Origin of the sequence: Caulobacter sp. DWR1-3-2b1 (genome assembly GCF_049895765.1) — a bacterium.
GTDB lineage: Bacteria > Pseudomonadota > Alphaproteobacteria > Caulobacterales > Caulobacteraceae > Caulobacter.
Map to the genome: position 1 here is coordinate 208,240 of NZ_JAFCSZ010000001.1, position 12,118 is coordinate 220,357.

Below are 12,118 nucleotides of genomic sequence, written 5' to 3' on the forward strand. Positions count from 1 at the left end.
GCCGGGGCCCAGATCGAACCCGGGGGCGTGGGCTTATCTGGTTCTGCCGTAGGCGCGTCATCCCCAGAGGCGCTGGATCAATCTGGGTCCCGGCCTTCGCCGGGAAGAGCGGGTTTATGGATTGGATTTGAGAGTCAGCGCCAATCCCTTCGCCGTTGCCGCTACCTGGTTCCAGGTCACGTCGAACCCCGCGTCGTCGCCATAGCAAGGATCCGCTACCGCCAGCCCCTCGAAGCCCTCGGCGTGATCCAGCAACAGGCCCAGCTTCGCCGTCCCATCCGATGGCCGCAACGCCCGCAGGGTCTTCAGATTGTCGTGGTCGAGCGCCAGGATGTGGGTAAAGCGGCGGAAGTCTTCAGCCGTTACTTGCCGAGCCCGAAGCCCGCCAATATCGACACCCTGCCGACGGGCGGCGGCGATGGCCCGACGATCCGGCGGATCGCCCTTGTGCCAGCCGCCGGTACCGGCTGAGTCCGCGATCACATCGAGACCCAGCCGCTCTGCCTCGGCCCGAAACGCCCCTTCGGCCAGGGGCGAGCGGCAGATATTGCCAAGGCAGACGAACAGCACCGAATAGCGAGTCATGCCGCGCCCCAGCCGCCGCCGCCGGGTGTCTCGATGACAATGGAGTCGCCGACCTCGACCTCGACCAGATCGGTGGCGGTCATGGCCTGAACCGTCCCATCGGCTCGCTCGACCCGGGCCGTTCCCAGCGCTCCAGCCGCCCCGCCTTCGAGCCCGAACGGCGGCACACGGCGGCGATTGGACAGCAAGGTCGCGGTCATGGGCTCGCGGAAGCCGATCCTGCGCACCACCCCGTCACCCCCATGACGCAGCCCCGCCCCGCCTGAACCGCGCCGGATCGAGAACGCTTCGACCAGCACCGGATAGCGGGTCTCCAGCACTTCGGGATCGGTTAGGCGGCTGTTGGTCATGTGGGTCTGGACGGCGTCGGTTCCGTCGAAGTCAGGCCCCGCGCCCGAGCCGCCGCAGATGGTCTCGTAGTACTGACGCCGCTCGTCGCCGAAGGTGAAGTTGTTCATCGTCCCCTGCGCCCCGGCCATCACGCCCAGCGCGCCGTAGAGGGCGTCCACGACCACCTGGCTGGTCTCCACATTGCCGGCCACCACCGCCGCTGGATAGCGCGGCCGCAGCATCGAGCCTTCCGGGATCACCAGCTCGACCGGCCGCAGGCAGCCGTCGTTCATAGGGATCTCGTCGTCCACCAGAGTGCGAAACACATAGAGCGCCGCCGCCCGGCAGATCGAGGCCGGGGCGTTGAAGTTGGTCGGGACCTGGTCGCTGGTGCCTGCGAAATCGACCGTGGCGGTGCGCGCCTGCTGGTCCACCGTGATCGCCACCTTCACCACCGAGCCGTCGTCCAGTTCATAGGCAAACGCGCCGTCGTTCAGGGTGGCCAGCACGCGTCGCACCGCCTCCTCGGCATTGTCCTGCACGTGGGCCATATAGGCCTCGACCACCTCCTGACCGAACTCGGCGACGAGGCCGGTCAGGCTCTCGGCCCCCCGCGCGCAGGCGGCGATCTGGGCCTTGAGGTCGCCGATGTTCTGGTCGGGATTGCGGGCCGGCCACCTGCCAGAGGCCAGCAGGGCGCGGGTTTCGGCTTCCAGAAACCGGCCGCCCTCGACCAGCAGGAAGTTCTCGATCAGAACCCCCTCCTCCTCGACCGTGCGGCTGTTTGGCGGCATCGAGCCCGGCGTGATCCCGCCGATGTCGCCCTGATGCCCCCGCGCGGCGACGTAGAACAACAGGGCTCCGGCCGCGTCGAACACGGGCATGACCACGGTCACGTCCGGCAGATGGGTGCCGCCCTTGTAGGGGGCGTTCAGCATATAGACGTCGCCGGGCTTCATGCCGCGCCCATTTCCTTCAAGGGCGTCGCCGTCGCGCGCCTCGCGGATGGCCCGCACGCTGTCGCCCATCGAGCCCAGGTGCACCGGCATGTGCGGGGCGTTGGCGATCAGGTTTCCGTCGCGGTCGAACAGGGCGCAGGAGAAGTCCAGCCGCTCCTTGATATTGACCGAATAGGCGGTGTTCTGCAGGGCGAAGCCCATCTCCTCGGCCACGGCCATGAACAGGTTGTTGAACACCTCCAGCATCACCGGATCGGCCTTGGTCCCAATGGCGCGGCGGGTCGGCAGGGCCTCGATGCGGTCGAGGATCAGGTTGCGATACGGATCGACGGCCGCGCGCCAGCCGGGCTCGACCACCGTGGTGCCGGTGGCCTCGCGGATGATGGCGGGACCTTTGACCTCGGCGCCGACGGCCAGCGCCTCGCGGTCGAACACCGGAGTCGCCCTCGACCGCCCGGCCATCCGGACCTCGACGGCAGCCAGCGCCTCCGGCTCACCCCAAGACGCGCTGGACTCAAAATCCGGTTCCAAACCGGCGTCCGAATGACCGATGGCTTCCACCGACAAGGTCTCGACAACCAGGGCCGTAGCTGGCGAAGTAAAGCCGAACCGCCGCTGGTGCGCGTCCTCGAACGCGGCGCGGACACCGACCTCGCCAGCGAACGGAACGACCAGCGGCGTGTCGGTTCCGGCATATTTTACGCGCAGAGTGGCCAGGGTCTCGACCGAGGCCATCGGCACGGCCTGGGCGCGCAGCGCGGCCTCGGCCTCAATGGACAGCACCCTCGCCTGCTCCGCGAGATCGGCTGCCGCATCCGCCAGCGGCCGCTCGACGGTCGCCTCGCGGATCAGGCGCAGGTCGGCCAAGCCCATGCCATAGGCGCTCAGCACCCCGGCAAACGGGTGGATCATCACCGTGGTCATGCCCAAGGCGTCGGCCACCAAGCAGGCGTGTTGACCGCCGGCGCCGCCGAAACAGGCCAACACATAGCGCGTCACGTCATAGCCGCGCTGGATCGAGATCTGCCGCACGGCCTTGGCCATGTTTTCAACGGCTATGGTCAGGAAGCCTTCGGCGATGGCCTCGGTGCTCATGGCCTCGCCGGTGGCGGCCAGAATGTCGGCGGCCAGGAGGTCGAAGCCCTTCGCCACCGCCTGCGCATCAAGAGGCTGGTTGGCGTTCGGACCAAACACCGCCGGAAAGAACTCCGGCCTAAGCTTGCCCAGCATGACGTTGCAGTCGGTGACCGTCAGCGGCCCGCCACGCCGATAGGCGGCCGGACCCGGCACGGCGCCGGCGGAGGCCGGTCCCACCCGCAAGCGCGCGCCGTCGAACGAACAGATCGAGCCGCCCCCGGCCGCGACGGTGTGGATGTTCATCATCGGCGCGCGCATCCGCACCCCGGCCACTACGGTCTCGAAGGCGCGCTCGTACTCGCCGGCATAGTGGCAGACGTCGGTCGAGGTGCCGCCCATGTCGAAGCCGATCACGCGATCGAAACCCGCCTGGGCCGCTGTGCGCGCCATGCCGACCACGCCGCCGGCGGGACCCGACAGGATGGCGTCCTTGCCCCGGAAAGCCCGCGCGTCAGTCAGGCCGCCGTTCGACTGCATGAACAGCAGCCGCGTATCCGCGCCCAGTTCGCCGGCCACGCGATCGACATAGCGGCGCAGGATCGGCGAGAGGTAGGCGTCGACTACCGTGGTGTCGCCCCGTCCGACCAGCTTCATCAGCGGGCTGACCTCATGGCTGACCGACACCTGGGTGAAGCCGATTTCACGAGCGATGGCTGCGACGCGGGCCTCGTGGTCGGTAAACCGAAAGCCGTGCATCAGCACGATGGCCACGGCCATAAAGCCGGCGTCGAAGGCGACTTGCAGACCTTGGCGTGCGGACGCTTCGTCCAGCAGCTTGAGGACCGCGCCCTCGACGCTGATCCGCTCGTCGATCTCGACGACGCGGTCATAGAGGGCCTCGGGTTTGACGATATGGCGGTCGAACAGCCTGGGCCGGGCCTGGTAGCCGATCCGCAGGGCGTCGGCATGACCCGCCGTGATCGCCAAAATGGTCGGCTCGCCCTTGCGCTCGAGCAGGGCGTTGGTGGCCACGGTAGTGCCCATCTTGACCGCGTCGATGGTCGCGCCGGCTGGCAACAGGGCGCGGACACCGGCCACGGCGGCGTCGGCATATTGCTCGGGGTTTTCCGACAGCAGCTTGTGCGTGAGCAGAGAACCGTCCGGCTGTCGCGCCACGATGTCGGTGAAGGTGCCGCCGCGGTCGATCCAGAACTCCCAGCCGCGCAGGTTCTGATCGTCAGTCATGAGGCGGCGGGGCTCCGAGTCCATTCCCCCGTCCATACCTCTTCCGATCTTCCCGGCGAAGGCCGGACCCAGATTCATCCAGAGCGTTCGGGATGGGCGCGCCATCCACCTCGATCACACTCGCGATGCTCAGCGTTCGATCTGGGCCCCGGCGTTCGCCGGGGAGAGCGGATGATCTAGCGGAAGAGCCCTGAAGCCTCGACCGCCGCCCACAAGCCCAGCGCCAGGAAGATCAGCGCCGCGCCGATCCGCACATATTTGAGCGGCACGACCTTGGTGGCCGCCTCGCCCAGGTACACCGCCGGAATGTTGGCGATCATCATGCCCAGGGTGGTGCCCAGGGCGACCCAGAAGATCGAGTGGAACTTGGCGCCCAGAGCCACGGTGGCGATCTGGGTCTTGTCGCCCATCTCGACCAAGAAGAAGGCGATGGTGGTGGTCAGGAACACGCCGTAACGACCGGTGTTCGCGCCATCCTCGTCGTCGACCTTGTCGGGGATCAGGGCCCAGGCCGCCATGGCGATGAACGACGCGGCGATAACCCACTTGAACCACACCCCGCTCAGCAGATCGGCGACCCAGTAGCCGGCGGTTGCGGCCAAGGCATGGTTGGCCAGGGTGGCGACCAATATGCCCAGGATGATCGGCAGGGGCTTCTTGAACCGCGTGGCCAGGATCATAGCCAGCAGTTGGGTCTTGTCGCCGATCTCGGCGATGGCGACGACCAGGGCCGAAACGAGTAGGTATTCCATAGAGTTAGATAACCTTTTGGGCCGGGCGCACGCCAACAGCGTCGACGTCCCACCCAGCCCGGGAGGAAGTCGGCGCCATTGGTCTCGCCATGGAAGCGGATCATTCGCTTCCCTCCCCGCGCCATGGCCCCGCCCCCTGAAGCAGAGATGGGTCCAAGTGTGTTGGCGCGGGGCCCGCTGATGGATGCGGGCGGCTACTCCCCAAAGGTGGGGTGCGTTTAGCGACGCATGTCGATCACGTCAATCGTCGACTAGGCGACAGCCGCCGGCGCGTCGAAACGCAGCAGATGGATCGCCACACGCACCTTGCCGCCGGTGAAATTGCCGCCGGCCGAGGTCAGCAGCACCGGCGTATCGGAATAGTAGGCCGTCGGACCGATCACCCCGACATTGCTGGCGTTCTTGGCCGCGCCCAGGGACGAACCGAACTTGCCGGCGTCGCCGGACACGCCGCAGCTGTATGAAGCCGCCCCGGTCACGGCCACCGTGGTCCGGGTCGAGACCGCCAGCACGATGGCCCGCGCCGGGATGACGATGGCCGTCGAGGTCGTCGCCCCCGCGACTGTGGTCTCCTCCTCGCGGATCTCCAACCGGGTGTTGGCCAGGCCCGGCGAGGCGGACGCGGTCAGGCTCTTGAAGCTGGCCGACAGCGGCGCCCACACCGCGCCGTCGAAGGCGACCATCTGGTTCTCGTCCTTGACCCAGGCCAGCACGCCCTCGGTCAAAGGAACGGCTTCCCAGGCGCCGGCCTCGGAACGCATCAGGGTCCCGGCCGCCTGACCGGCCCAAGTCGCGCCCGTCGCGCCGGCCGGCAGGATCCACACCCCGCCCGCGACGGGGCTGGCCGGCTGGGCTGCCACCACGCGGCTCTCGACCGCGAGCTGAACCAGACCATCCAGCCGGGCGAGGCATTCATTGATGGAGATGTGCTTCTGGGCCTGGGCGGCGACCACATAGGGCAGGCCCAGGCGCGGGGTGGTTTCGTCGAACATCGGAAGATCCTTTGAAAGGCGTTGAACTCGCCTCAAGGATCACCCCGCTGATGGAGCCGGGGACCGACCGTGGTCGATCCCCGTCCCGGTCCCCGCTCCAGCGGGTCGCTACTCTGCGGCGAAAGCCAGGTGATTGCCCGATGTCAGCGCCGTCTTGGCGGCCAGTTCGGCCTTTGCCTGCTCGTACTCATCAGAGAGTTTGGCGATGAGTTCGCCGGCGCTCAGCACGGAATCGATGGCCCCGATGCCCTGGCCGCAGCCCCAGATGTCGCGCCAGGCCTTGGCTTCCTGGTTGCCGCCCGAACCGAAGTTCATGGCCGACGGATCGCTGACCGGCAGGTTTTCGGGGTCCATTCCCGCCTTGACCACCGAAGGGCGCAGATAGTTGCCGTGTACGCCGGTGAACAGGTTGGAATAGAGGATGTCGTCGGCCTTGCTCTCGACGATCATGTCCTTGTAGCCCTGCGCGGCATTGGCTTCCTTGGTCGCGATGAAGGCCGAGCCGATATAGGCCAGGTCCGCGCCCATGGCCTGGGCGGCCAGGATCGAGCGGCCCGAAGCGATGGAGCCCGACAGGGCCACCGGTCCGTCGAACCATTGGCGAATTTCCTGGATCAGGGCGAAGGGCGACAGGGTGCCGGCGTGACCGCCCGCGCCGGCCGCCACCGGGATCAGGCCGTCGGCGCCTTTCTCGATGGCCTTGTGGGCGTGCCTGTCATTGATCACGTCATGCATGGTGACGCCGCCATACGAGTGGATCGCGGCGTTCAGATCCTCGCGCGCGCCCAGCGAGGTGATCACCAGCGGCGCCTTGTATTTCACGCACAGCTCGATGTCCTCCTCGAGCCGGTTGTTGGTCCGGTGGACGATCTGGTTGACCGCGAACGGGGCCGAGGGCGCTTCGGGGTGAGCGCGGTCGTGGGCGGCCAGCTCCTCGGTGATGCGGTGCAGCCACTCGTCCAGCTGCGAGATCGGGCGGGCGTTCAGCGACGGGAACGAGCCGACGATGCCGGCCTTGCACTGGGCGATCACCAAATCGGGATTGCTGATGATGAATAACGGCGAGGCGATGACTGGCAGCCGAAGACGGTCGCGCAAAACGGGCGGCAAGGCCATGAAAGTCGGCTCCCTGAAGGCGGCGTTGGGCGCCGCGCATGTAAACGCCGTTAGCTTAAACGCCCGTTCGCATCCGGCGCAAGGCTTGACGGCCGTTACGACAGGGGCGCATCACCGTCAAAAAAGCCAATGCTGCACCGCAGGAGAGAGACGCTTTGACCCAGGCCATGACGCCTCTGGCCGACGATTTCGCCGCCCCGGACGACGCGACGGTTCGCGCCCGCTGGACGGCGCTGGTCGAAAAGACCCTGAAGGGCCAAAGCTTCGACGAGGCCCTGACCGTCCGCACGCCCGACGGCCTGACCATCCAGCCTCTCTATACCGCCAAGGACGGCGCTATGGTCGCCCGCGACCTGCGCGCGCGCGACGCTGACCGGCCGTGGGACCTGCGCATGCAGATGGCGCACGCCGATCCCGAGCGGGCGGGCAAGGACATCCTGATCGACCTGCAAAACGGCGCGGCCTCGGTGCTGCTGGCCGTCGATCCGACCGGCGCAGAAGGCGTTGCCATCGGCTCGGCCGACGACATGGCCAAGGCGCTGGACAAGGTGCTGATCGATCTGGCTCCCGTGGCGCTGGACGCCGGCTATCTGGGTCCCAAGGCCGCCGACTGGCTGGGCGCCGTGGCCAAGGCCGCGCCCAACGCGCCGATGGCTTTCCACATGGACCCGCTGACCGCTTTCGCGGAATCGGGCGCCAGCCCCGGCCCCATCGAGAGCCACATCTTCAACGCCGCCACGGTCGGCGCGCGTCTGGCGACGACCTATGCCAAGGCCAGCCTGTTCCTGGCCACCGGCCGCGCCGTCCACGAGGCCGGCGGGTCCAATACCGAAGAGCTGGCCATGATGACCGCCAGCGCCCTCGCCTATGCCAAGGCCCTGGTCCGCTCTGGTCTGTCGATGGAAGAGGCGTTCGGACGCATCACCTTGGGCGTCAGCCTGGACGCCGAATACTTCACGGGCGTCGCCAAGGTCCGCGCCGCGCGCGCGATCTGGGCGCGACTGACCCAGGCCTGCGGCGTCAGCGTTCCGGCCATCATCGAGGCGCGGTCCTCGGGCCGGATGCTGACGCGCATGGACGCCTGGACCAACCTGCTGCGCCTGACCTCGGCCGGATTCGCCGGCGCGGTGGGCGGAGCCGACGTGGTCGTGCTGGGCGCCTTCACCGACGCCATTGGCCTGCCCACCACCTTCGCCCGTCGTCAGGCGCGCAACACCCAGCTCGTCCTGATGGAAGAAAGCCATCTTGGCCGCGTCGCCGATCCGGCCGGCGGGTCCTGGTATCTGGACAGCCTGACCGACCAGCTGGCCCGCGCCGCCTGGAGCGGCTTCCAGGCCATCGAAGGCGCCGGCGGGATCGTCAAGGCGCTGGAGACCGCCCTGATCGCCGACGCCGTGGCCACCACCCGCGCCTCGCAGGAAGCCGCCTTCGCCGACAAGAGCCGCAAGATCCTGGGCGTCACCGTCTTCCCCAACGCCGACGACAAGGCCGCTGAGGTGGAGGTTGTCGATCCATCGGCCTTCGCCGTGGAGGGTCCAGACCCGCGCCTCCCGGGACCTGACAGCGCCTGCCCCGCCCTGACACCCATCCGCTTCGCCGCCGCCTTTGAGGGAGCCTGAGCCATGACCAAGTTCCCCGACTTCACTACTGTCGGTTTCGAGACCAGCGAGACCCTCCCCGCGCCGGACGGCGCCGTCTGGCGCACGCCTGAAGGCGTCGATGTCGCCCCGGCCTTCACGGCCACCGATGTCGAGGGCCTGGACTTCACCGACGGCTATCCCGGCGTCGCGCCGTTCGTGCGCGGCCCCTACCCGACCATGTACGTCACCAACCCGTGGACGGTGCGGCAGTACGCCGGCTTCTCGACGGCCGAAGACTCCAATGCCTTTTACCGCCGCAACCTCGCGGCTGGCCAAATGGGCCTGTCGGTGGCCTTCGACCTGGCCACTCACCGCGGCTACGATTCCGACCACGAGCGGGTGAAGGGCGATGTCGGCATGGCGGGCGTCGCCATCGACTCGATCCTGGACATGCGCACCCTCTTCTCGGGCATCCCGCTCGACAAGATGAGCGTGTCGATGACCATGAACGGCGCCGTGTTGCCGATCCTGGCGCTCTATATCGTGGCAGCCGAGGAACAGGGCGTGAGCCCCGACAAGCTGTCGGGCACGATCCAGAACGACATCCTCAAAGAATTCATGGTGCGCAACACCTACATCTATCCGCCCGCGCCCTCGATGCGGATCATTTCCGACATCTTTTCATACACTTCGGCCAACATGCCGAAGTTCAACTCGATCTCGATCAGCGGCTATCACATGCAGGAGGCCGGAGCGACGGCCGACCTGGAGCTGGCCTACACCCTGGCCGACGGCGTCGAATACGCCCGGGCCGGCGTCGCGGCCGGCATGAACATCGACGTCTTCGCCCCGCGCCTGAGCTTCTTCTGGGCCATCGGCATGAACTACTTCATGGAAGTCGCGAAGATGCGCGCGGCCCGCCTGCTATGGGCCCGCCTGATGAAGCGCGAGTTCGATCCCAAGGACGACCGCTCGCTGAGCCTTCGCACCCACAGCCAGACCTCCGGCTGGTCGCTGGCGGCGCAGGACGTGTTCAACAATGTGTCGCGCACCTGCGTCGAGGCCATGGCGGCGGTAAACGGCCAGACCCAGAGCCTGCACACCAACGCGCTGGACGAAGCCCTGGCCCTGCCGACCGACTTCTCGGCCCGTATCGCCCGCAACACCCAGCTGTTCCTTCAGATGGAAAGCGGCACGACCCGCGTCGCCGACCCCTGGGGCGGCAGTTACTATGTCGAGCGCCTGACCTACGATCTGGCCCGCAAAGCCCTGGCTCATATCGAGGAGGTCGAGGCGGCCGGCGGCATGGCCAAGGCCATCGAGCGCGGCATTCCCAAGCTGCGCATCGAGGAGGCTGCGGCCAAGACCCAGGCCCGCATCGACGCCAATCGGCAGAGCGTGGTTGGCGTCAATCGCTACAAGCCCGACGTCGAGGATGTCATCCCGATGCTGAAGGTGGACAATTCGTCGGTCCGTACTCAGCAACTGGAAAAACTGGCCCGCCTGAAGGCCGAACGCGATCCGGCCGCCACGGCGGCGGCGTTGCAGGCGCTGGAGGATGGCGCAAGCGGCGACGGCAATCTGCTGGCCCTGGCGGTCGACGCCGCGCGGGCCAAGGCCACGGTTGGCGAGATCAGCCTTGCCATGGAGAACGTTTTCGGTCGCCACCGCGCCGTGATCCAGTCGATCAAGGGCGTCTATGGCAAGGAAGCCGGCGCCGATCCCAAGGCCGCCCGCGCCAAGGCCATGGTCGCGGCCTTCAGGGAAGCCGACGGCGGGCCGCCCCGCATCATGGTCGCCAAGATGGGCCAGGACGGCCACGACCGCGGCCAGAAGGTGATCGCCAGCGCCTTCTCCGACCTCGGTTTCAAGGTCGAGATCGGTCCCCTGTTCCAGACCCCCGCCGAGGCGGCCGACGAGGCCATCAAGGCCGGCGTTCACGTGGTCGGCGCCTCGTCGCTGGCGGCGGGCCACCTGACGCTGGTGCCGGAACTCAAGGCCGAACTGGCCAAGCGCGATCGCTCAGACATCGTCGTGGTGGTCGGCGGCGTGATCCCGCCCCAGGACTTCCAGGCCCTGCTCGACGCCGGCGCGGCCAGCATCTTCCCGCCCGGCACCGTGATCGCCGAAGCGGCTATCGAGGTGCTGGAGAAGCTCAACGTCCAGTTGGGCTACACCCAGGGCGCAGCGGCTTAAGGGCCGCATTGCGCGCATTCTGGATTTTGATAATCATAAGGTAGAGTATTTTTGGGGATTTCGGTGCGTCTGGCTTCCAAAAAAACAACCCGTTTGCGCGTTTTCTTGGCCTTGGTCGTCGCCTTTGTCCTGCCCTCGCTCGTGCTGGGGCAGACTTACAACTGGCTCGACAAAAGCGCTTCGACGCCGACCGCCCTGGCGGATGCGCTCCTCAGCACCGCACCAATACTGGTCATCGGCGCGTTCTTCGGATGGCCCTATGTTCTCGTTTCAGCTGTAGCCTGGGCGCTTCTGGATCAGACGAACCGACACTACCCTTGGACTGCTGCAGCGACGGGCCTGATGGCCGGGGGCGCGGTGGCGGCTTTCAACTTCCGAGACGGCAAATTCTCGGACGCTCCGATCGCCTACCCCCTTTGTATTGGCCTGGGCCTCGTCACAGGCCTTTGCGTCTGGATCATCGCTTATGGGCGCCAGTCGCGTCTGCCCGAGCCCACCGCGCCGGTGAAGCCAGCCCGACCGCTTCTTCTGTGAGCTTAGCGCACGCCATCACTCGTGATATCTTCAGACCATGAACGCGCCCGTCCGCTTCCCGCAGTCGACGTCCCTTCACCGCTTTACCCATGATGAAATCATCATCATGCAGGCAGCGGGCCTGCTGCCGTCCAATGACAATCTAGCGATGATCGACGGGCGTTTCGTTGATCGAATAACCAACGAGCAGGTCCGCTTCACACTTGAAGAAGTGTTTCTTATGGTTGAGCTTGGCGCGCTCGATCCCGATGAGCGAGTGGAGCTGATCGACGGAGAACTGCTCGACATGTCGCCGCAGAACGCTCCGCACATGGAAGCTAAACGCGTACTGCTAAAGCTGTTGCATCGCCATCTGTCCGACGACATCGCTATCCATGTTGAGGGCACGCTGTCGCTTGCGCGGGGTGTCAGCCCTATCCCGGACATCTTCCTTCATTCGCTGGAAAAGCGCGTAGATGAGGTGCGCGGCCCTGAGGTTCTTCTGCTGATCGAGGTCGCAGATAGCTCGCTGCTCCGCGACCTGAAACTCAAGGCCTCGCTCTATGCGCGACACGGCGTAACTGACTACTGGGTTGTCGACGCCTATGGCCGACGCGTCTTCGTGCATCGCCAACCCTCGCCGGACGGGTATGCTGACATCCGTCAGATCGACCGCGACGGCGAAATCGCACCGTTGGCATTCCCTGAACTGATTGTCCGGGTCGCAGACCTGCCGACAACCGACTGACACCGCTCGCGCCAAGACGAAAAAC

The 12,118-nt window shown here is 66.7% G+C and carries 9 protein-coding genes; 4 read left to right on the forward strand and 5 right to left on the reverse strand.

Features of this window, described 5'->3' with window-relative positions; translation table 11 throughout:
- Positions 1-114: 114 nt before the first annotated feature.
- The 5 genes from ACP69S_RS01085 to ACP69S_RS01105 all read right to left on the reverse strand — a co-directional run bounded on the left by ACP69S_RS01085 (position 115) and on the right by ACP69S_RS01105 (position 7,056).
- Complete coding sequence (locus ACP69S_RS01085; protein WP_425994016.1) at positions 115-585, reverse strand: low molecular weight protein-tyrosine-phosphatase; 471 nt, start codon at positions 583-585, stop codon at positions 115-117.
- Positions 582-4,196, reverse strand: coding sequence for a hydantoinase B/oxoprolinase family protein (locus ACP69S_RS01090; RefSeq protein ID WP_425994018.1), 3,615 nt, complete (start codon positions 4,194-4,196; stop codon positions 582-584). The genes ACP69S_RS01085 and ACP69S_RS01090 overlap by 4 nt, the downstream gene beginning before the upstream one ends.
- A gap of 176 nt (positions 4,197-4,372) precedes the next feature.
- Positions 4,373-4,948 (reverse strand): TMEM165/GDT1 family protein, encoded by a 576-nt coding sequence (locus tag ACP69S_RS01095; RefSeq protein ID WP_425994020.1) that lies wholly within the window; start codon positions 4,946-4,948, stop codon positions 4,373-4,375.
- Between the two features lie 251 nt (positions 4,949-5,199).
- On the reverse strand, positions 5,200-5,940 hold the full coding sequence (locus ACP69S_RS01100; RefSeq protein WP_425994022.1) for a DUF2793 domain-containing protein: 741 nt from the start codon (positions 5,938-5,940) through the stop codon (positions 5,200-5,202).
- A gap of 108 nt (positions 5,941-6,048) precedes the next feature.
- Complete coding sequence (locus tag ACP69S_RS01105) at positions 6,049-7,056, reverse strand: NAD(P)H-dependent flavin oxidoreductase (protein ID WP_425994024.1); 1,008 nt, start codon at positions 7,054-7,056, stop codon at positions 6,049-6,051.
- A gap of 167 nt (positions 7,057-7,223) precedes the next feature.
- Here ACP69S_RS01105 and ACP69S_RS01110 point away from each other — a divergent pair, with 167 nt between their 5' ends.
- From ACP69S_RS01110 to ACP69S_RS01125, 4 genes are all read left to right on the forward strand, one after another.
- A complete protein-coding gene (locus ACP69S_RS01110) occupies positions 7,224-8,675 on the forward strand; it encodes a methylmalonyl-CoA mutase family protein (RefSeq protein WP_425994298.1) in 1,452 nt (483 codons plus the stop codon).
- Between the two features lie 3 nt (positions 8,676-8,678).
- Positions 8,679-10,832: a methylmalonyl-CoA mutase gene (gene scpA, locus ACP69S_RS01115; protein WP_425994026.1), complete on the forward strand. Its 2,154-nt coding sequence runs from the start codon at positions 8,679-8,681 to the stop codon at positions 10,830-10,832.
- Between the two features lie 63 nt (positions 10,833-10,895).
- The gene (locus tag ACP69S_RS01120; RefSeq protein WP_425994028.1) at positions 10,896-11,366 is read left to right on the forward strand and encodes a hypothetical protein; all 471 of its coding nucleotides are present in this window, start codon (positions 10,896-10,898) and stop codon (positions 11,364-11,366) included.
- Between the two features lie 37 nt (positions 11,367-11,403).
- Positions 11,404-12,093 (forward strand): Uma2 family endonuclease, encoded by a 690-nt coding sequence (locus tag ACP69S_RS01125; RefSeq protein ID WP_425994030.1) that lies wholly within the window; start codon positions 11,404-11,406, stop codon positions 12,091-12,093.
- The last annotated feature ends 25 nt before the right edge of the window (positions 12,094-12,118 follow it).